Origin of the sequence: Pseudidiomarina tainanensis (assembly GCF_900115255.1) — a bacterium.
In the GTDB taxonomy this organism is placed as follows: Bacteria; Pseudomonadota; Gammaproteobacteria; order Enterobacterales; family Alteromonadaceae; genus Pseudidiomarina; species Pseudidiomarina tainanensis.
Map to the genome: position 1 here is coordinate 1 of NZ_FOYU01000006.1, position 21,973 is coordinate 21,973.

General features: G+C 45.4%; 15 protein-coding genes and 1 tRNA gene. All 16 read right to left on the reverse strand.

Annotated elements, in window-relative coordinates; all coding sequences use genetic code 11:
- Positions 1 to 92, reverse strand: a 92-nt coding sequence (locus tag BM292_RS11615) for a GTP-binding protein (protein WP_018694456.1), incomplete at its 3' end; no start/stop codon positions are given.
- Between the two features lie 59 nt (positions 93 to 151).
- A complete protein-coding gene (gene fusA / locus BM292_RS11620) occupies positions 152 to 2,281 on the reverse strand; it encodes an elongation factor G (protein ID WP_092858776.1) in 2,130 nt (709 codons plus the stop codon).
- A 27-nt stretch (positions 2,282 to 2,308) separates the two neighbouring features.
- Positions 2,309 to 2,779 (reverse strand): 30S ribosomal protein S7, encoded by a 471-nt coding sequence (gene rpsG / locus BM292_RS11625; protein ID WP_055439991.1) that lies wholly within the window; start codon positions 2,777 to 2,779, stop codon positions 2,309 to 2,311.
- 76 nt (positions 2,780 to 2,855) lie between these two features.
- Positions 2,856 to 3,230, reverse strand: a complete 375-nt coding sequence (rpsL, locus tag BM292_RS11630; RefSeq protein ID WP_034777283.1) for a 30S ribosomal protein S12 — start codon at positions 3,228 to 3,230, stop codon at positions 2,856 to 2,858.
- A gap of 617 nt (positions 3,231 to 3,847) precedes the next feature.
- Positions 3,848 to 4,108, reverse strand: coding sequence for a hypothetical protein (locus BM292_RS11640; protein ID WP_092858778.1), 261 nt, complete (start codon positions 4,106 to 4,108; stop codon positions 3,848 to 3,850).
- Entirely contained in the window at positions 4,108 to 8,628 is a 4,521-nt protein-coding gene (locus BM292_RS11645; protein WP_092858780.1) for an RHS repeat domain-containing protein, read from the reverse strand. Before BM292_RS11645 ends, BM292_RS11640 begins: the two co-directional genes overlap by 1 nt.
- A gap of 175 nt (positions 8,629 to 8,803) precedes the next feature.
- On the reverse strand, positions 8,804 to 13,042 hold the full coding sequence (gene rpoC, locus BM292_RS11650) for a DNA-directed RNA polymerase subunit beta' (RefSeq protein ID WP_092858782.1): 4,239 nt from the start codon (positions 13,040 to 13,042) through the stop codon (positions 8,804 to 8,806).
- A gap of 35 nt (positions 13,043 to 13,077) precedes the next feature.
- Positions 13,078 to 17,106, reverse strand: coding sequence for a DNA-directed RNA polymerase subunit beta (gene rpoB, locus BM292_RS11655; RefSeq protein ID WP_092858784.1), 4,029 nt, complete (start codon positions 17,104 to 17,106; stop codon positions 13,078 to 13,080).
- Positions 17,107 to 17,324: 218 nt separating this feature from the next.
- Positions 17,325 to 17,702, reverse strand: coding sequence for a 50S ribosomal protein L7/L12 (rplL, locus tag BM292_RS11660; RefSeq protein WP_092858786.1), 378 nt, complete (start codon positions 17,700 to 17,702; stop codon positions 17,325 to 17,327).
- 53 nt (positions 17,703 to 17,755) lie between these two features.
- Complete coding sequence (gene rplJ, locus BM292_RS11665) at positions 17,756 to 18,274, reverse strand: 50S ribosomal protein L10 (RefSeq protein WP_092858788.1); 519 nt, start codon at positions 18,272 to 18,274, stop codon at positions 17,756 to 17,758.
- Positions 18,275 to 18,510: 236 nt separating this feature from the next.
- On the reverse strand, positions 18,511 to 19,206 hold the full coding sequence (rplA, locus tag BM292_RS11670) for a 50S ribosomal protein L1 (protein WP_092858790.1): 696 nt from the start codon (positions 19,204 to 19,206) through the stop codon (positions 18,511 to 18,513).
- A 1-nt stretch (position 19,207) separates the two neighbouring features.
- Positions 19,208 to 19,639 (reverse strand): 50S ribosomal protein L11, encoded by a 432-nt coding sequence (gene rplK / locus BM292_RS11675; protein WP_092858792.1) that lies wholly within the window; start codon positions 19,637 to 19,639, stop codon positions 19,208 to 19,210.
- Positions 19,640 to 19,859: 220 nt separating this feature from the next.
- Positions 19,860 to 20,405, reverse strand: a complete 546-nt coding sequence (gene nusG / locus BM292_RS11680; RefSeq protein ID WP_092858794.1) for a transcription termination/antitermination protein NusG — start codon at positions 20,403 to 20,405, stop codon at positions 19,860 to 19,862.
- A 3-nt stretch (positions 20,406 to 20,408) separates the two neighbouring features.
- Positions 20,409 to 20,789 carry a preprotein translocase subunit SecE gene (gene secE / locus BM292_RS11685; RefSeq protein ID WP_092858796.1) on the reverse strand — a complete coding sequence of 127 codons (381 nt, stop codon included), beginning with the start codon at positions 20,787 to 20,789 and terminating at the stop codon, positions 20,409 to 20,411.
- Positions 20,790 to 20,899: 110 nt separating this feature from the next.
- Positions 20,900 to 20,976, reverse strand: a tRNA-Trp gene (locus BM292_RS11690).
- Between the two features lie 230 nt (positions 20,977 to 21,206).
- Positions 21,207 to 21,973: elongation factor Tu (locus tag BM292_RS11695; protein WP_143434096.1), on the reverse strand; the 767-nt coding region annotated here is incomplete at its 5' end.

Genomic DNA, 21,973 nt, shown 5'->3' on the forward strand with positions numbered 1-21,973 from the left:
GCAGCGGTCAGAGTAGTTTTACCGTGGTCAACGTGGCCGATAGTACCGACGTTAACGTGCGGTTTGGAACGTTCAAATTTTTCTTTTGCCATGACTTTTCCTTAACTTAAGTTAAAAGTCCGGTCCTAGGTAGAACCGGACCAGACTCTACTTAATCTTTATCTTTAACCTGACGAGCAGCAATTACCTGCTCAGCAATGTTGTTTGGTGCTTCAGCGTACTTCAAGAATTCCATCGCATAAGATGCACGGCCCTGAGTCTGCGAACGCAGGTCAGTAGCGTAACCGAACATTTCTGATAATGGAACTTGTGCGCGAACTTCTTTCAGACCACCAGGACCATCTTCCATGCCCTCGATGATACCGCGACGACGGTTCAAGTCACCAACTACGTCACCCATGAAGTCTTCAGGGGTAACAACTTCGACTTTCATCATTGGTTCAAGCAATGCTGGTTTAGCTTGTTGAGCACCTTTCTTGAATGCCATGCTACCAGCGATTTTGAACGCCATTTCTGATGAGTCGACATCGTGGTATGAACCATCGTACAAGGTCGCTTTCACGCCAAGTACTGGGTAACCAGCAATTACACCATTCTGCATTTGCTCTTGGATACCTTTGTCTACCGCAGGAATGTATTCCTTCGGTACCACACCACCAACGATTTCGTTTACGAACTCGTAGTTTGGCGCATCGTCATCGTTCGCATCGAAGTCCATTGGCTCGATACGTAACCAAACGTGACCGAACTGACCACGACCACCTGATTGACGTACGAATTTACCTTCAACTTCCACTTTCTGGCGGATAGTTTCACGGTAAGCAACCTGTGGTTTACCAACGTTACATTCAACTTTGAATTCACGCTTCATACGGTCAACGATGATGTCTAGGTGAAGCTCACCCATACCAGAGATGATAGTCTGGCCAGACTCTTCGTCAGTTTTAACGCGGAACGATGGATCTTCTGCAGCCAATTTACCTAAAGCGATACCCATTTTTTCTTGGTCAGCTTTAGTTTTTGGTTCTACAGCAACAGAGATTACTGGCTCTGGGAATTCCATACGCTCAAGCGTGATGATGTTGTTCGGGTCACACAACGTGTCACCAGTCGTTACATCTTTCAAACCGATAGCTGCAGCAATGTCGCCCGCCAAGATTTCTTTAATCTCTTTACGGTCGTTTGCGTGCATCTGTACCATACGGCCGATACGCTCGCGCTTGCTCTTCACTGGGTTATACACGGTATCGCCCTGAGACAGAACGCCCGAGTAAACGCGCAAGAAGGTCAAAGTACCTACGAATGGGTCAGTTGCGATTTTGAATGCCAATGCTGAGAACGGCTCGTCGTCAGATGACTTACGAACGCCTTCAGATTCGTCTTCCAAAATACCACGAATCGCTTTAACTTCAGTTGGTGAAGGTAAGTATTCGATAACTGCGTCAAGCATTGCTTGAACGCCTTTGTTTTTAAACGCAGAACCACACAAACAAAGGATGATTTCGTTGTTCAGCGTACGCTGACGTAAACCAGCTTTGATTTCAGCTTCAGTCAACTCACCTTCTTCAAGGTATTTGTTCATCAGCTCTTCGTTGGCTTCAGCAGCAGCTTCAACCAAGTCATTGTGCATTTCTTCAGCTTTGTCTTTCAGTTCCGCTGGAATTTCTTCGTAGTTGAAAGTCATCCCCTGGTCTTCTTCATTCCAGTTGATTGCTTTCATCTTGATCAAGTCAACAACGCCTTTGAAGTTATCTTCAGCACCGATGTTCAAATGAATTGGAACTGGAGTTGCAGCCAAACGGGTTTTGATTTGACCTACAACGCGCAAGAAATCTGCACCAGCACGGTCCATCTTGTTGACGAATACCATACGTGGAACTTCGTATTTGTCAGCTTGACGCCATACGGTTTCGGTTTGCGGCTGTACGCCAGAAGAACCACACAGAACAACTACCGCGCCATCAAGTACACGCAGTGAACGTTCTACTTCGATAGTGAAGTCAACGTGTCCTGGAGTATCGATAACGTTGATACGGTGTTCTGGGAACTGGTTATCCATACCTTTCCAGAAAGCAGTTACAGCGGCCGAGGTAATAGTAATACCACGCTCTTGTTCTTGCTCCATCCAGTCGGTAGTCGCTGCACCGTCATGTACCTCACCCAATTTGTGAGACAAGCCGGTGTAGAACAACACACGCTCTGTGGTGGTTGTTTTACCTGCGTCTACGTGAGCACAGATACCGATGTTACGGTAACGCTCAATCGATGTTTGTCGAGCCATAAATTCCTCTTTGGGTTAACTGTGAATTTACCAGCGATAGTGTGCGAACGCTTTGTTCGCTTCGGCCATACGGTGGACGTCTTCACGCTTCTTCACAGCAGAGCCTTTACTTTCTGATGCATCTAACATTTCACCTGCTAGACGCTGAGCCATGGATTTTTCACCCCGAGTACGCGCAGCATCAACTAACCAACGCATAGCCAGTGCATTGCGGCGAACAGGACGTACTTCTACTGGTACTTGGTAGGTAGAACCACCAACACGACGAGATTTAACCTCGACAGTAGGACGAACGTTGTCCAACGCAGATTCGAAAATTTCAAGGTGGTCTTTGCCTGACTTCTCAGCCAGGATATCTAACGCACCGTAGATGATCTTTTCAGCGACAGATTTTTTGCCGTCAACCATGACGACATTGATAAATTTAGCCAACAACTCTGATCCGAACTTAGGGTCCGGAAGGATTTTACGTTGACCTATGACGCGTCTTCTTGGCATCTCAATATTCTCCGATTAATTCAGGGTATTCCCCAAAACTTATAAATTACAGTTTGGCCTTACTAACGGAGAACCGTTAAGACTTAGGCCGTTTCGCGCCGTACTTAGAACGTGCTTGGCGACGATCATTCACGCCTGCACAGTCGAGAGCACCACGAACTGTGTGATAACGAACACCTGGCAAGTCTTTTACACGACCGCCGCGAATCAATACGACTGAGTGTTCTTGCAAGTTGTGACCTTCACCACCAATGTACGAAGAAACTTCGTAGCCGTTAGTCAAACGTACACGGCATACTTTACGCAGTGCAGAGTTTGGCTTCTTCGGGGTAGTAGTGTAAACACGGGTACATACGCCGCGTTTTTGTGGGCAAGCCTCAAGTGCCGGAACGTTGCTTTTCACAACCGGCTTTTGACGACCTTTGCGCACCAGCTGATTAACTGTTGCCATTCATTACTCCTGATTATGTTGATGTCGCTCAACAGAATGAAAAATCCAAGTTTCCCCCTATTTTTAAGCTTGCTGTCGACAAGCCACGAGCTAATCGCCCAAATATGGGGAGGCCGAATTTTAATGGTCAATAATTGGACTGTCAAGGAAAAGCGACGGTTGACTAGCTTCTGACAAAGCGCTTCATTTGATATTTTCTTTACTTACGATGAGGTAAAAGCCGCCATAACATTCTTCTGCCGTTACCAACGGGATATGAACTTTTACGATAAGAAACTGATGGCTTTTGCCACCAAGCATGGCATTGAGACGAAATCTTGCACCGTCACATCTGAATAGTGAACAGCTATGGTTTGTATTGATGTGCTCGCCCTGTCTGAAGAAGCTGAGCGCGATAGCTAATCTGGGAAGTTAAGTCGTGATTTACTGGTTCAGGGGCAGACGCTATATGGCAAAGCGGCAGATTACCAATATCATCTGGTTCGAACCACACCAGATGGCAAAAAGTCACTTGGTCGATGGCGGAATGGTGAGTTCGCTGAAGAGCTTTGTCTGCTCTGGTAACAAAAAGCCCCACTCCCTAGGTCCGAGTGCGAGGCTTTGGATAAAAAAACTACTTAGCTAGTTAAGTACATCAATGAAAACACCGCTAACAAGGCAATAAAAACAACTCTTAAAAATGTACAAGCCCAGAGTTTGTCGCTCTGATAATATTCATATTTGAATATCCTAAAACCACCGTAGATTGCATTTTTACCACCATAGAAATTTTCGAACATTTCTTTCTTAGCACAGCTTCTTGCCAAAACCAGTAAAACGACACCAGTTACAATTAGAAGAAATGAAATTACTAAAAGCGCGGTTTCTAAATATTGCATTAGTTACCTCCTGTTTTGACAAATCCTTTATCCTCTTCGATAGCGAATCCAACTAGAGGCTTTTCAACTACTGCGCCAGCATTTATACCCGCTCCAACTTTAATACCAAATCCAGTTACAGCTCCATTGTTGTCTACTGACACTTGACCACCGCCGACACCAGCCATTGCAGATATCTGATTGTCACTCAATCCATTTTGAACCTCAGTAACACCATTTTTAGGAAAGTTATAGTCAATTTCCCCGGTTAAACTGCCACTACTTAAAGCTTTCCCAACCGAATTTAACGTGTCTTTAATTCCATTAGCTTTAGCTAGACTATCGTCTACACCAAATTCGCCCCCCAGTACAACATTGAAACTTCCTCCAAATCCCCATCTCCCAGAATCTGACAAGCCTGGAAAAGAAACCGTAGCACTTACATTGAAGCCTTCTGGAATTGTCACCCCTAGAGTATCAATTACAAAGTTAGAAGTATTTAGCATGGAAATAGCTGAAGGCAGGTTATATTCAATCTGAACCGAAATTGCATCACGGCCATCAGGATCTGTATATTTATATGGGTTGTTATTCGCGTAAGCATATCGATTAAAGCTATGCACATCACGGAAACCGATAGGGTCATTTGAATAAAACCGCCCAATTACTGGATCATAGTATCGTGCCTGCATATAGCTTAAGCCCAAATTTGAATCAAATTTGTGACTCGTATAGCCAACATCATCGAATGTTCCATTAATAGTTCGACCAAATGGATGATAGTGCCGTTTTTCGGTCATCGCGCCCTTTGCATTACTGAAACCGACCGTGCTACCAAGTTGATCGGTATGGGCGTACTTTAGCCCACTGCTTGTTTTCTTGGCGACAAGAGTGCCACTCGCATAATAATATTTCTCAATACCCGTAGGAGTTTCGGAATATATCAGTTTCCCTTTATTGTCATAAATATCATAGCGTGCTCCAGCGCTGGTAATACTTCGAACTCGCATATTTTCGGCGTCGTATAGGTAATCATTCCCGTTCGCCGTTGTAAGTTGGCCTGCTAGGTTAAAACTTAAATTATAGCGACCATTATTAGTAACGTTACCACGATCATCATATGAAAAAGTCCAATTATGCAAACCACTAGTACTTACTAATCGGTTGTTTAAATAGCTGAATTCGAGTGTCCCCTCAGGATGATCTAAAGATGTGACATTATTCCGGGTGTCGTAACTTATCAATCCGTTACCCAGTAAAGCCGAAGAAAATCCAATCAAGCGATCTAACCCATCATAATTCAATGCGATCGTGGAATTTGTTATGACTGTACTTTGATTAATTCCGACTGTATTCATGTTTAAATCGTATTGATAAGTCTGATTGAAAATAATAGTGCTGGGATGGCGGTCAATAATACTATCTATTGCTCCGTTAATATGTTGCGTCGTTGTACGGAAAGCATCATTCGCCATAACATAAGATTTGATTGCGCCATTAGGGTGGTATTTTATCAACCCTACATAACCTCCAACTGAACGCTGCTGACCTAAGGAATTAGGTTGAAGAGCAAGTATTTCACCGTCTGGATAAATTATATGATTCAGGTGACTATTTGCATCATATTCATAATTAATTGTATAGCTTGAATTATCTACTTGGGTTGTTTGTTGCTCTAGCTGATTTTGGCTATTGAACTCGAATAACTTCGAGACACCTGAAGTAACAGCGCTAATTAAATTATCATTGGCATCATATCCAAAGTTTTTACTTGGTGTATTATCTCCAAAACTAATTTGCTTGATTGCTCCGCGACTATTGTATGTAAAGGATTGTGTTTCTGTATTCGAAGGTGAATTATCACAACTAAGCGTATCGTCAATCGAACTACCTTGAACAACTCGTTCAAGTCGGCCATAAACATTATAATAATACCCATGATTACCCACATCACTTCGAATAATTTTACAGAGATCACGGTAGCCATTATATACACGCTGCTCAGTGACGCCGCCTTGCGCAATGTTAGTAATCTGTTGGTGTAAGTTATAAGCAATCGACGTTACCAATGATTCCGGCGAAACAATTTTAATCGGGTGGCTATAGTTAGGACTGCCGAAGCTCTGGAATGTTTTCGTCGTCGCAAATCCTCGCGCATCAGTTTGCCGAACACGATGACCACTTAAAAACGTGTATGAGTTTGTAGCGGTCGTTGATGTGTCAATAACCTTAATTAAACGGTCTAAAGCGTCATAAGAGTATGAGTGCCCATCACTTTGACTAACATCATCCCAGAAACTTTCAAATATTATGTTTCCATTACTATCGTATTTTCTGGACTTAGCGCGGTAGGTTGAGAACGCAGACAGATCCTCCTCAAAGAATTCGACGGGACGTAGAAGACTGTCAAATATCGTGGTTGTCCTTTTACTTCCTTTAGATACCGTCTTATATATTCCATCGGAAAGAATTGCGTAGTTTATAGAGGTCGAATTGAGCCCTTGGTTTATGGGAACTTTGGAAGTTAACCAGCCTAGCTCGTTATAATTAAAGTTCGTTACAAATCCGCGGTAATCCTTTATTGATATTACTCGCCCATTGTTGTCAACTGACACTATGGATTCTATATCAGCTCCACCGTTCAAGCTTGGCCGACGAAGTATCGTCGGAATGCCGTGCTTATACTGGCTTATAACACTATAACTACCTAATTTATGGTCGGTTATTTTGCCGACCATTCCTGATGAAATACCATTTGTTAAATAGCTATTGTAGGTTTGAATTAAGCGATTATGGCGAAACCTTTGATACGGCAGTCTTGAATAGGAATGACTTGCACTATAATACGTAGTCCTATCTTTTGGATAGTAGGTGGTTCCATCTTCTGACACTTTAGATTCAACCGGCAACCCGATAATCCAAAGCCCAATATCGTTTAAATACGTTTGAGTGGCATAACGCTTGGTTGATGTTAAGTTTGTCGATGCAACGATTTTTCCTGGCAATCCCCATGACGAATAGTTATAAAACGACTGAGTAAAACTATCACTACCTCTTGTGGTTACTTCATGATTAAGATTTGCACGATAACCATTACTGCGAGAGCCAAAAGCTAAATCTCCAACGATTTGTCCAATAGCCGCTCCACGCACCCATGTCTGAGTTATAGTTTGAAGGGTAGATGAAGTCGACTCAGTAGATATTTTTTGGATCTTACCTTCTAGCTCATCTAAACTTCGGTGCAATGTATAGCGTCGCTTATGGCCTTCAGGATCTGTTATTAAAACCGATTTAAAGTTGGAAGCAGACTCTCCCAAATATGCTCCTGCTTCTTGAGAATAACTATAGGTCCAACTCATTGGAGTTAATTGCGGACCTGTCAGCGTTTTGGTAGCAAGCGAATGATAGTAAGTATCCTTATCATAAAGATAACCACTTTCCACATTTTGAGACGTAGGCACTTTAGTACGTCCGTGCCTCGTTCGCTGTATGGTAAAACTGCCTTCTGTACCAAGTGGATGAGTAATACTTCCAGTAATACTAGTTTCTGAAGATGAAGCTGATATTAACGCACCGTTATTCAATTCCCACGTCGTTCCGTTCGGAAGTTCAACTTGAATAAGTTGGTGATTAGAATTATAGCTATAGCGCCAAACTTGACCATTAGCAGTTATGTCAGCTACGTCATAGTTAGAGTTGTATCGGAAACTAATTTGCGGACCTTCATCGCTTGATATCGAACTAAGTAAACCGCTTTGATAATTAAAGTTTATAGACTTACCAAATCTGTCTTCTATTTTTGTCACCATCAACATCGAGTAACCACGCTCTGCATTCGAGGCTAGGGTTGTCCTTGGAGCGTTATTACCGTTCAATTGAACGAGTTGACCAAATGTATATTTGGTACCATCTGGTGCATGTGCTTTGTAGATATTATTACTACATGTAACTGCCCAATTATCCATACTAATAAATAGCGTGTTTGGCGGTGCACTAAGCGAACCATCGTGGCGTAATAGCTGTTTGCTACCACCAACTCCACCCAGTTGCGGCGCGTTTTCAAGAAGTTGCGCATCTAATGAGCCTGGACGGTAGCGACTCGTAGTCCAAAAATTTGTACATCGGTCAAGACCTGATGTGAAGTTCCCTGCGAGGGGTGCATAGAGTGTAGGAATTGCTAGGATCCAATTTCCAAAAATACGATAGTGACCATTTCTTGAATTTATCGACTCACGAATAACTTCCATTGGAATACCCAAATTCGTCGAAATTGCCACATCTGTCTGACGAAAGGAGAGCTCTCCGGTGTAAGTATTAAACAAATCACCTAAGAGTCCAGTATCTAATTTTTGAAAATTATCTTCAGTAAGTTTATACAAGTCATTTGAGGGAAAGGCCTGACTAAACGTATAGGAGCTTCCACCGGGAGGGGGGGGGAAACCCATCGCTAAAGATTCAATGTCTTGAGCGTTGCTCGCTGATATGCCCAACAATACAGAGAGAGTAGCGAAAAATGTCTTTTGATAATGAGTTCCGTTCAAAATTTATGTCCTATATTGAATATTAATTTTGAACATAAATTAACCAAAACGTCCCGTCAACCTAATATTTATGATTCCTTCTCACGAAAACTTAATTAGAGTTTCTCGCGCAATAAAAAAGGCCAGTCGGCTAGACTGGCCTTTTAGAGCTCTTCAAGTTCGCGGAAGCAACGGCTTATTCGTTGCTGTCACCGTTGTCGGCCGCTTCGTTACCGAAGTTCAAAGCGTCAGCAAGTTGCTGCTCGGCTTCTTCTGCGGTTAAACGAGGTACTTCGGTAACCGCCAGCGCTTCAGCACGCTTGCGCGCACGTTCGCGGTGGTAAGCGAAACCAGTACCAGCTGGAATCAAGCGACCAACAATAACGTTCTCTTTCAAGCCACGTAATGGGTCTTGCTTGCCTTGCACGGCTGCTTCGGTCAATACGCGCGTCGTTTCTTGGAACGATGCTGCAGAAATGAACGATTCAGTCGACAATGACGCTTTGGTGATACCTAACAGCTGACGCTCATACGAAGCTGGAATCTTACCTTCTGCTTCCGCTTTCGCGTTAGCAGCAAGTACTTCAGACAGCTCCATCATTTCGCCTTCAAGCAGTTCAGTTTCGCCTGGGTTCAAGATAATCGCTTTACGCAGCATCTGACGCACAATGGTCTCGATGTGCTTATCGTTGATCTTAACGCCCTGTAAGCGATAAACTTCTTGTACTTCGTTCACGATGTAGTTTGCAAGCGCACTCACGCCACGCAAACGTAAGATATCGTGTGGTGCTTCAGGACCGTCGGCGATAACTTCACCTTTGGTCACTTGCTCACCTTCGAAGATGTTCAACTGACGATATTTTGGAATCATCTCTTCGTACTGCTCGCCACCATCCGTTGGGGTGATGATCAAGCGGCGTTTGCCTTTGGTTTCTTTACCAAAGCTAACGGTACCAGAGACTTCTGCCAAAATTGCTGGCTCTTTCGGACGACGTGCTTCGAACAAGTCGGCAACGCGCGGTAGACCACCGGTAATATCGCGTGTTTTTGAACCTTCTTGTGGAATACGTGCAACCGTGTCACCCACTTTCACTTCAGCGTTATCTTCAAGGTTGATAATCGCGTTACCTGGCAAGAAGTACTGCGCTGGCATATCGGTACCGGCGATGTTCACGTCTTTACCTTTCGCGTCAACCAACTTCACCATAGGACGCATGTCTTTACCGGCGCTGGTACGTTGACCTGTTTCAAGCACAACAATGCTTGATAAGCCAGTCAGCTCATCGGTTTGACGTGTCATAGTGACGCCGTCGATCAAGTCGACAAACTTCAGACGACCCGCTACCTCGGTGATGATTGGGTGCGTATGTGGATCCCAGTTCGCTACGATTTCGCCCGCATCAACGGTATCGCCTTCGTTTTTCTTCAGAATCGCACCGTAAGGCACTTTATAACGCTCTCGCTCACGACCAAATTCGTCAATCAACGTCAATTCAGTTGAACGTGATGTGATAACCAAGTGGCTGTCACTGTTTTCAACGAACTTCGCATTGTGAAGTTTCAGGGTACCCTTGTTCTTCACTTGAATGTTGTTGGCTGCAGAGTCACGCGATGCCGCACCACCGATGTGGAACGTACGCATCGTTAACTGGGTACCTGGTTCACCGATTGACTGTGCTGCGATAACACCAACCGCTTCACCTTGGTTCACCAAGTGACCACGAGCAAGGTCACGACCGTAACAGTTCGCACACACACCGAAATCAGTGTCACAGGTGATTACTGAGCGTACTTTGACTTGGTCAACCGAGTTCTGCTCTAACACGTCACACATTTTTTCATCAAGCAATGTGTTACGTGGAATTAGAACATCGTCGCTACCTGGCATCAGTACATCATCACATACCACACGACCCAATACGCGCTCACGCAATGGTTCTACAACGTCACCACCTTCAATTAACGGCTTCACATACAAGCCGTCTTCGGTGCCACAGTCGTCTTCAACAATTACAACGTCTTGCGCAACGTCAACCAAACGACGCGTCAGGTAACCTGAGTTCGCTGTCTTCAATGCGGTATCGGCCAAACCTTTACGCGCACCGTGGGTTGAGATGAAGTACTGGAGTACGTTCAAACCTTCACGGAAGTTCGCAACAATTGGGGTTTCGATGATTGAGCCATCTGGCTTCGCCATCAAACCACGCATACCCGCCAACTGACGAATCTGTGCGGGGCTACCACGAGCGCCTGAGTCAGCCATCATGTAAACTGAGTTGAAAGAATCTTGCTGCTCTTCTTCGCCTTTGGCGTTGATCACAGTTTCTTTCGACAAGTTTTCCATCATCGCTTTCGAGACTTTCTCGTTCGCAGTTGACCAAATGTCGATAACTTTGTTGTATTTCTCGCCGGCTGTTACCAAACCTTGCTCGAACTGTTCCTGAATTTCAGCAACTTCTTCTTCCGCCGCTTCGATAATATCTTTCTTAGCGTCTGGAATAACCATGTCATCGATACCGACTGACGCACCCGCGATCATCGCGTAGTGGAAACCGGTATACATGATTTGGTCAGCAAAAATTACGGTTGGCTTCAAGCCTAAGTCACGATAAGAACGGTTCAACAAACGACCGATCTGCTTCTTACCCATGGACTGGTTGATCATGTCAAATGGCATGCCAGTAGGAAGAATCAGTGACAAAATGGCACGACCCACAGTGGTGTCGTACAGTTTTGTCGTGGTGGTTGTGACACCTTCTTCGTCGGTTAACGTTTCAGTGATACGTACTTTAACTCGTGCGTGCAGCTCAGCATCCTTGTTACGGTATGCTTTCTCGGCTTCTTTAGCGTTCTTAAACGCCATGCCTTCGCCTTTCGCATTAATTTTTTCGCGCGTCATGTAGTACAGACCCAATACAACGTCCTGTGAAGGAACGATAATTGGATCACCACTTGCTGGTGACAAAATGTTGTTGGTTGACATCATCAACGCGCGCGCTTCTAACTGCGCTTCAAGCGTTAATGGTAAGTGAACCGCCATTTGGTCACCGTCGAAGTCGGCGTTATAGGCCGCACACACCAATGGGTGCAACTGAATCGCTTTACCTTCGATAAGTACCGGTTCGAACGCCTGAATACCCAAACGGTGCAACGTTGGTGCACGGTTAAGCATCACTGGGTGTTCTTTGATTACTTCGTCAAGTACGTCCCAAACTTCTGGAATTTCGCGCTCGACCATTTTCTTAGCAGCTTTGATGGTTGTGGCTAAACCACGACCTTCTAACTTACCGTAGATGAATGGTTTAAATAGCTCGAGTGCCATTTTCTTCGGCAAACCACACTGGTGCAAACGTAGTTTAGGACCAACAGTGATTACTGAACGGCCTGAGTAGTCAACACGTTTACCCAACAAGTTTTGACGGAAACGACCCTGCTTACCTTTGATCATGTCAGCCAAAGATTTCAGAGGACGTTTATTGGTACCAGTGATAGCACGACCGCGACGACCGTTGTCTAACAACGCATCCACAGCTTCTTGCAACATACGTTTTTCGTTACGCACGATGATGTCAGGAGCTGCTAGGTCTAAAAGACGCTTCAAACGGTTGTTACGGTTGATCACGCGACGATATAGATCGTTCAAATCTGAAGTCGCGAAACGGCCACCATCCAATGGAACCAATGGACGTAGATCAGGTGGCAGTACTGGAAGCACTTTCAAGATCATCCACTCTGGCTTGTTGCCTGAGTTATGGAATGATTCAAGCAGCTTCAAGCGCTTGCTGATTTTTTTACGCTTGGTTTCTGAATTGGTTTCTGGAAGCTCTTCACGCAATTGCTTGATATCACCTTCGATATCAATGTGTTGCAACAATGACAACACAGCTTCAGCACCCATCTTGGCTTCGAACTCGTCGCCATGGGCTTCTAATGCGTCTAAGTATTCTTCTTCGGTAAGAATCTGGCCACGTTCAAGGTCAGTCATACCTGCTTCAGTCACAACGTATGATTCGAAATACAATACGCGCTCGATATCACGCAAGGTCATATCAAGCATCAAACCGATACGGCTTGGTAACGATTTCAAGAACCAGATGTGTGCAACTGGGCTCGCCAATTCGATGTGACCCATGCGCTCACGGCGCACTTTGGTGAGGGTCACTTCGACGCCACACTTCTCACAGATTACACCACGGTGCTTCAAGCGCTTGTATTTACCACACAAGCACTCGTAGTCTTTTACCGGGCCGAAAATGCGCGCACAGAACAACCCGTCACGCTCAGGCTTGAACGTACGGTAGTTGATCGTTTCTGGCTTTTTCACTTCACCGAAAGACCAGCTGCGGATCATGTCCGGAGAAGCAAGTCCGATGCGAATCGCATCGAACTCTTCAGTCTGGTTTTGCGGTTTTAAAAACTTTAATAAGTCTTTCACGATTTATCTCCTGGCAAATAGCGTCCGGTGGTGTCTCAGTCTTGGTCCAACTCAATGTTGATACCAAGCGAGCGGATTTCCTTCAGAAGTACATTGAAGGATTCCGGCATACCTGCTTCCATGCGCAGATCGTTGTCGACAATGTTTTTGTACATCTTCGTACGACCGTTTACGTCGTCCGATTTCACCGTCAACATTTCCTGCAACGTATAAGCAGCACCGTATGCTTCCAGTGCCCACACTTCCATCTCACCGAAGCGCTGACCACCAAACTGTGCTTTACCACCCAGCGGTTGCTGAGTAACCAAGCTGTAAGAACCGGTCGAACGCGCGTGCATCTTGTCGTCAACCAAGTGGTTCAGTTTCAGCATGTACATGTAACCAACGGTTACATCACGCTCAAAACGCTCACCGGTACGACCATCCCACAACGTGATCTGACCTGATTCTGGTAAATCAGCCAGTTTCAGTAGTTCTTTAATTTCGCTTTCGACTGCACCATCGAATACAGGTGTCGCAGTTGGAAGACCTTTTTTCAGGTTTTCCGCTAGGCGAAGTACTTCGTCATCACTGAAGTCGTTAATATCAACTTCTTGACGTGTGTTACCTAGGCTGTACACCTTGTCTAAGAATTCACGCATTTCAGCAACTTTCGCTTGGCGCTTCATCATATTTTCGATTTTGGTACCAATGCCACGCGCAGCCATACCCAGGTGAGTTTCAAGGATCTGACCGATGTTCATCCGCGATGGAACGCCCAATGGGTTCAATACGATATCCACTGGCGTGCCGTGCTCGTCATGCGGCATATCTTCAACAGGAACGATGGTTGAGATAACACCTTTGTTACCGTGACGACCAGCAAGCTTATCACCTGGCTGGATACGGCGACGAACCGCAAGGTACACTTTCACAATTTTCAGTACGCCAGGTGCCAAATCGTCACCTTGCTCGATCTTACGGCGCTTGTTTTCGAACTTGTTGTCGAAATCAGCGCGAATTTCTTCGTACTGTTGTGCAATCTGCTCAAGCTGTTGTTGCGCATCTTCTTTCTTCAAGTTTTGCGTCAACCACTTGCTTTGCTCAAGGCTAGCTAGTTTTGATTCATCAAAACCATTCGCTAACAACAAGCTACGAGCACGCTCAAAAATACCTTTTTCAAGGATTTTGAGTTCGTCAGCTAAGTCTTTCTTAACCTGCTTCAGTTGCATCTCTTCGATTGAGCGAGCACGCGCGTCTTTCTCTACGCCATCACGGGTAAATACTTGAACGTCGATAACTGTACCGGTCACACCGTTTGGTACGCGCAGTGAGCTATCTTTCACGTCAGACGCTTTTTCACCGAAGATTGCACGCAGCAATTTCTCTTCTGGCGTTAATTGAGTCTCGCCTTTTGGCGTTACTTTACCAACCAGGATGTCGCCGCCAGAAACTTCTGCACCAACATAAACGATACCGGCTTCGTCAAGCTTGTTCAGCGCAGACTCACCCACGTTTGGAATATCGGCAGTAACTTCTTCAGCACCTAGTTTGGTGTCACGCGCCACACAGCTTAATTCTTGAATGTGGATAGTGGTTAAACGATCTTCTTGAACCACGCGCTCTGAAATCAGAATCGAGTCCTCGAAGTTGTAACCATTCCATGGCATGAATGCCACGCGTAAGTTTTGACCCAATGCCAATTCACCCATATCGGTTGACGGACCGTCAGCCAATACATCGCCACGCATTACCGGCTCACCAACATTCACAGTTGGCGTCTGGTTAATACAGGTGTTCTGGTTAGAACGGGTGTATTTAACAAGGTTATAAATATCGATACCGGCTTCGCCTGGCATCATTTCTTCTTCGTTCACCTTCACGACAATGCGGCTAGCGTCAACTTTGTCGACCACACCACCACGTTTCGCAACAACCGTTACACCCGAGTCAACGGCAACAGTACGCTCAATACCAGTACCAACCAACGGCTTATCAGCACGTAACGTTGGAACGGCTTGACGTTGCATGTTTGAACCCATCAATGCACGGTTAGCGTCATCGTGTTCAAGGAACGGAATCAAGCTTGCTGCAATTGAAACGATCTGTTGCGGAGCAACGTCCATGTACTGAACTTGCTCTTTTGACATCAATGTGAATTCGTTTTTGTGACGACATGGAACTAAGTCTTCAACCAATTCACCTTTATCGTTCAAGGCAACGTTTGCCTGCGCAATGACGAAGTGACCTTCTTCAATCGCTGACAAATAATCGACTTCATCGGTGACAACGCCGTTTTCAATGCGGCGATATGGCGTTTCCAAGAAGCCATATTCGTTGGTACGTGCGAACGTTGACAACGAGTTGATCAAACCGATGTTCGGACCTTCAGGGGTTTCGATTGGACATACGCGACCGTAGTGCGTTGGGTGTACGTCACGAACTTCGAAGCCTGCACGCTCACGCGTCAAACCACCTGGACCTAATGCAGAGATACGACGCTTGTGCGTGACTTCTGACAATGGGTTGTTTTGGTCCATAAACTGAGACAACTGGCTTGAACCGAAGAATTCTTTCACCGCGGCGCTAATTGGCTTCGCGTTGATCAGATCTTGCGGCATGGTGCCATCTAAATCGCCGAGGCTTAAGCGCTCTTTAACTGCACGCTCAACGCGAACCAAACCGACACGGAATTGGTTCTCAGCCATCTCGCCCACAGAACGGATACGACGGTTACCTAAGTGATCGATATCGTCGACTTCGTCTTGACCGTTACGGATTTCGATGAGTTTTTTCATTACCTCAACGATATCTTCTTTGGTCAATACGCCTGGGCCAGTTAGGTCTTCGCGACCTAAACGACGGTTGAACTTCATACGACCAACAGACGATAAGTCATAGCGGTCTTCGCTGAAGAACAAGTTGTCAAATAAGGTTTCAGCCGCTTCTTTGGTTGGCGGCTCGCCTGGGCGCATCATACGATAAATCTCAACCAACGCCTCTAAGCGGTTGTTGGTTGAATCGATGCGCAAGGTCTCACTCATGTACGGCCCATGATCAAGGTCGTTCACGAACAAGGTTTCAAATTTCTTGAAGCCGGCTTCGCGCAGTTTCGCGAGTAACTCAAGTGTTAACTCAGCGTTCGCTTCAGCAATCACTTCACCGGTTTTCTTGTCGGTGTAGTTTTTCGCTAAAACTTTACCTACCAAGTACTCAAGCGGAACTTCCATTTCTGGCTGGTTCAAGCTTGCGATTTGGTTGATATGACGCGCAGTAATACGACGGCCTTTTTCTACGATAATTTCGCCATCATCATTTTTGATGTCGAATTTCGCAGTTTCACCACGTAAACGCTCTGGTACCAGTTGCATAAATACTTTTTTATTGCGGAACTGGTAGTACGTGGTTTCGAAGAACATATCGAGAATTTCTTCGGTGCTATATTCAAGCGCACGAAGAATAATAGACGCCGGTAACTTACGACGACGGTCGATACGTACGAATACGTTGTCTTTCGGATCGAATTCGAAATCCAACCACGAACCACGGTAAGGAATAACGCGTGCGTTATACAACACTTTACCTGAAGAGTGCGTCTTACCTTTGTCATGATCAAAGAATACACCTGGTGAACGGTGTAACTGAGATACGATAACCCGCTCGGTGCCGTTAATAACAAACGTACCGTTCTCGGTCATCAATGGGATTTCACCCATGTAAACTTCTTGCTCTTTGATATCTTTAACGGTGCCTGCCGCTGCTTCTTTATCAAAAAGAACCAAGCGCAGTTTCACCCGCAAAGGAGCTGCGTAAGTGATGCCACGGATTTGACATTCTTGTACGTCAAATACTGGCTCACCAAGGTGATAGCTCACGTACTGCAGTTCCGAATTACCTGAATAAGCGGTAATTGGAAATACTGAGCGAAATGCCGCTTCCAGACCATTATTGCCTTCTGGATCCGGCTCGATGAATTTTTTAAATGAATCTAATTGGATTGACAGCAGGTATGGCACCTCAAGTACATGAGGGCGTTTACCAAAATCCTTGCGAATACGTTTTTTCTCAGAGTAGGAGTACGCCATGGGGTTCCTCAGCTAGCTGATTGATGACCCTAACCACCGGAGTAGGAGTCGATGGTTAAAAACAAACTACTTAAAGCTTGTCGTTCCCGTTTTTGTCACCGCGAGCATGCACCCCAATAACGGGCAAAAATGATACATGCTTTACAGCGCAAAAAGGCTGGTAGCAAAATTGCCACCAGCCCTAGGCCTAAAAGGCCAAGTTATGTAAGTGGTTAAACTTACTTAACTTCAACTTCCGCACCAGCTTCAGTCAATTCTTTAGCAAGTGCTTCTGCGTCTTCTTTGCTGATGCCTTCTTTAACAGCAACAGGTGCAGACTCAACCATGTCTTTCGCTTCTTTCAAGCCAAGACCAGTTGCGCCGCGAACTGCTTTGATAGCTGCTACTTTGTTAGCGCCAGCAGATTTCAATACTACGTCAAATTCAGTTTTCTCTTCTGCAGCAGCAGCTCCTGCAGCAGCTGGACCAGCTGCAACAGCAACAGCAGCTGAAGCGTCAACACCGAATTTTTCTTCTGCAGCTTCGATCAACTCAACCAATTCCATAACTGGCATTTCAGCGATCGCGTTCAAAATATCTTCTTTAGTAAGAGCCATAACTCTAAACTCCTGGGTTATAAATTACAAAAAAATGGTTAAAAAAACCGCTTCTATTTAGCGTCTTTAATTGCCGACAACACACGCACAAATTTAGTAGGTACTTCGTTAATTGTACGAACGAACTTACTAACAGGCGCTTTGAAGGTTGCGAGCAATTTCGCCAATGCTTCGTCGCGAGTCGGAAGTGATGCAACAGCGTCAAGCTTGTCTGCGCCCATCAGGCCTGAGCCAATTGATAGTGCAGTTACTTTCAGGTGCTTGTTCTCTTTGGCAAACTCTTTGAATAAACGCGCAGCAGAACCTGGTGCGTCGATAGAGAAACCGTAGATCAAAGGACCTGTTAACGCTGAGTCCATGTCTTCAAACTTCGTGTCAACAAATGCACGTTTTGCCAGAGTGTTCCGAATAACTTTCAGATACACGCCTTGCTCACGAGCTTGACGGCGAAGTTGAGTCATGTGCGCAACTTCCATACCACGATACTCAGCAACAGCGACGGATAGAGCGTTTGAAGCAACTTCGTTAACTTCTTTAACGATTGCTTGTTTTGCTGCTAAACCTAGTGCCACTAGTATCACCTCTTTTTTTGGCCCGCCGCTCAAAGAGCTTTGGGCCTATCGTTACACATAGGTAGACCGTTACTGCATCTACCACGTTGTCACGGTGAATCTCTTACCCAGAGAGTCTGGATCGGATATCACCATCTGCGCAGGAAATTAAGTGTCGCTGAATTGTCTCTCTCGAGATGTCAGCCGCGATACACCTGCGGTCTTGGACGGGAGCTACAGCTCCAACCCATAAAACCTTAGTTTGCGCTTAACGAACCTTGGTCGATGGCTACGCCAGCGCCCATAGTGGTTGAAAGGCTAACTTTCTTGATAAATTGACCTTTTGCTGAAGAAGGCTTCGCTTTTTTCAGAGCAGCCAACAACGCTTCAAGGTTTTCTTTCAATTTATCGTTATCAAAATCAACTTTACCGATAGTCGCGTGGATGATACCCGCTTTATCGTTACGGTAACGAATCTGACCAGCTTTTGCGTTTTTAACTGCAGTTGCTACGTCAGGAGTTACAGTACCAGTTTTCGGGTTAGGCATCAGACCACGTGGGCCTAAGATTTGACCTAACATACCAACAACACGCATAGCGTCTGGAGAAGCGATAACAACGTCAAAGTTCATTTCGCCTTTTTTAACTTGTTCAGCTAAGTCTTCCATACCTACGATGTCAGCACCGGCTTCTTTCGCTTTATCAGCGTTAGCACCGCTAGTGAAAACTGCGACACGTACGTCACGACCAGTACCGTTAGGCAGTACAGTTGCACCGCGAACATTTTGGTCAGATTTACGAGCGTCGATACCCAAGTTTACAGATACATCAACGCTTTCTTTGAATTTTGCAGTTGCTAATTCTTTTAATAAGTTGATTGCTTCGTTGATTTCATAATCACGCGCTTCAACTTTTTCACGGATAAGACGTGCACGTTTGCTTAACTTAGCCATCTTACAGACCCTCCACATTCAGGCCCATTGCACGAGCTGAGCCGGCAATAGTACGAACCGCTGCATCAAGGTCAGCCGCAGTTAAGTCTGGCTCTTTAACCTTCGCAATTTCTTCCAGCTGCGCACGCGTCACAGTACCCACTTTTTCAGTGTTAGGACGGCCTGAACCGCTCTTGATACCGGCTGCTTTCTTCAACAAGAATGCTGCTGGAGGAGTTTTGGTGATGAACGTGAATGAACGATCTTCGAAAACGCTAATTTCTACTGGAACTGGCGCGCCTTTTTCAAGCTGGTCAGTTGCAGCGTTAAACGCTTTACAGAATTCCATGATGTTCACACCGTGCTGACCCAATGCTGGACCAACTGGTGGTGACGGGTTAGCTGCACCAGCTGCTACTTGCAACTTGATGATAGCTTTTAACTTCTTAGCCATGTTTATGCCTCTTGGTTGTGGGTCAAACGCCTCGTAAATCTAAGAGATGACTTACTCTAACGGCTCCCCAATATAAAAAAGGAGGCGAATTATAGTCCTATTCGCCCCTCATTGCAAGAGATCAGCTATTAGCTATTTGATATTAGATATTAGCTGACCGCTTCAAGTTGTGTTTTGGCTAATATCAAATATCCAATAGCCAATATCGTACTTGTATTTATTAGGCCTTTTCGACCTGGCCGAACTCGAGTTCGACTGGCGTTGCGCGACCGAAAATAGAAACCGATACAGTCAAACGACTCTTCTCGTAATCCACGCTTTCAACCGTACCATTGAAATCTGCAAACGGACCGTCATTAACACGAACCACTTCGCCTGGCTCAAACAACGTTTTTGGCTTCGGCTTATCAACAGATTCTTGCAGACGGTTCAAAATAATATCTGCTTCTTTTTGGGTAATTGGCGTTGGACGCTCTTGCGTACCACCAATGAACCCTAATACGCGTGGAATGCTTTTTACTAAGTGCCACGCATCTTCATCCATTGCCATTTCAACCAGAACATAGCCAGGGAAGAATTTACGTTCACTCTTCGCACGCTTGCCGGCTTTCATTTCGACAACTTCTTCGGTCGGTACGAGTACTTCACCGAACTTATCTTCCATGCCGTGCATTTTGATATGTTCGCGCAACGAATCAGCAACGCGTTTCTCAAAACCTGAGAATGCTTGAACCACGTACCAGCGCTTTTTCACTTGATCAGTCATAGATTAAAACTCCAGTCCGGTGAAGAAGCCTACAATGCGTACTAAAATCGCATCCATGCCCCACAGAATTAATGAAACGATTGCGGTCGCGACAACAACGATTAACGTTGTCTGAGTTGCTTCTTGACGCGATGGCCATACCACGCGGCGCGTTTCTTTGCGGCTTTCTTTAGCAAATTCGCGGAATTGGCGACCTTTACCAGTCATACCTGCAATGACACCCGCAATAACAACTAAAAGTACCACGCCAATGGCGCGATAAAGCACAGACACTTGGTCACCGTAATAGTAGTTACCCAGTACTGCTGCAGCCAGCAGTGCAATCGCGACGATCCATTTTAAGCCGTCGAGTGAGCTGCTTTGCGTTTCGGTGTTTGCACTCATTATTCAATCCTGTAATTAAAACCAACGTCGATATTAGCTATTAGATATTGGATATTAGCTGTCCGTCCGTATTTTCTAATATCTAATATCCAATAGCTAATAGCTGAATGTGGCAGGGGTGGAGGGATTCGAACCCCCAACCGTCGGTTTTGGAGACCGCTGTTCTACCAATTGGAACTACACCCCTGCAGGTTCTGTATATGTGACAGAAACGGACGCTGTATTATACCGATCAAACCATGCAAAACAAGGGCGATATTAGCTATTCGATATTGGATATTAGAAGAGCGGTCTTGGACTTTCGTGTTTTCGCTAATATCTAATATCCAATAGCTAGTAGCGCTTTTGCTTTTCAAAAACAAAAAAGGGAGCCGAAGCTCCCCTTTTATCAATATCCGTTAACGGATACCGAGGCTATTAAGCGATGATCTTAGATACAACGCCAGCGCCTACAGTACGACCACCTTCACGAATCGCGAAACGAAGACCTTCGTCCATTGCGATTGGGTGAATCAGTTCTACTACGAACTTCAGGTTGTCGCCTGGCATAACCATCTCTACGCCTTCTGGCAACTGTACTGCACCAGTTACGTCAGTTGTACGGAAGTAAAACTGTGGACGGTAGCCTTTGAAGAATGGAGTGTGACGTCCACCTTCTTCTTTGGTCAATACGTACACTTCAGCTTCGAACTGAGTGTGTGGCGTGATTGAACCTGGCTTCGCCAATACTTGACCACGTTGGATCTCGTCACGCTTCGTACCACGCAACAAGGCACCTATGTTCTCACCTGCACGACCTTCGTCAAGCAATTTACGGAACATTTCAACACCAGTTACAGTAGTTTTCGTTGTATCTTGGATACCTACGATTTCTACTTCGTCACCAGTGCGAACGATACCGCGCTCAACACGACCAGTTACTACAGTACCACGGCCTGAGATTGAGAATACGTCTTCGATTGGCATGATGAACGGCTTGTCGATATCACGCTCTGGCTCTGGAATGTATGAATCCAATGCTTCTGCCAATTCGATGATTTTCTTTTCCCACTTCTCTTCGCCTTCCAACGCTTTCAATGCTGAACCTTGGATTACTGGCAAGTCGTCGCCTGGGAAGTCGTACTCAGAAAGAAGTTCACGAACTTCCATCTCAACCAATTCCAACAACTCTTCGTCGTCTACCA

Coding starts and splice junctions, on each gene's coding strand:
- fusA (WP_092858776.1), bottom strand. CDS start 2,281: ATGGCTCGACAAACATCGATTGAGCGTTACCGTAACATCGGTATCTGT.
- rpsG (WP_055439991.1), bottom strand. CDS start 2,779: ATGCCAAGAAGACGCGTCATAGGTCAACGTAAAATCCTTCCGGACCCT.
- rpsL (WP_034777283.1), bottom strand. CDS start 3,230: ATGGCAACAGTTAATCAGCTGGTGCGCAAAGGTCGTCAAAAGCCGGTT.
- BM292_RS11640 (WP_092858778.1), bottom strand. CDS start 4,108: ATGCAATATTTAGAAACCGCGCTTTTAGTAATTTCATTTCTTCTAATT.
- rpoB (WP_092858784.1), bottom strand. CDS start 17,106: ATGGCGTACTCCTACTCTGAGAAAAAACGTATTCGCAAGGATTTTGGT.
- rplL (WP_092858786.1), bottom strand. CDS start 17,702: ATGGCTCTTACTAAAGAAGATATTTTGAACGCGATCGCTGAAATGCCA.
- rplA (WP_092858790.1), bottom strand. CDS start 19,206: ATGGCTAAGTTAAGCAAACGTGCACGTCTTATCCGTGAAAAAGTTGAA.
- rplK (WP_092858792.1), bottom strand. CDS start 19,639: ATGGCTAAGAAGTTAAAAGCTATCATCAAGTTGCAAGTAGCAGCTGGT.
- nusG (WP_092858794.1), bottom strand. CDS start 20,405: ATGACTGATCAAGTGAAAAAGCGCTGGTACGTGGTTCAAGCATTCTCA.
- secE (WP_092858796.1), bottom strand. CDS start 20,789: ATGAGTGCAAACACCGAAACGCAAAGCAGCTCACTCGACGGCTTAAAA.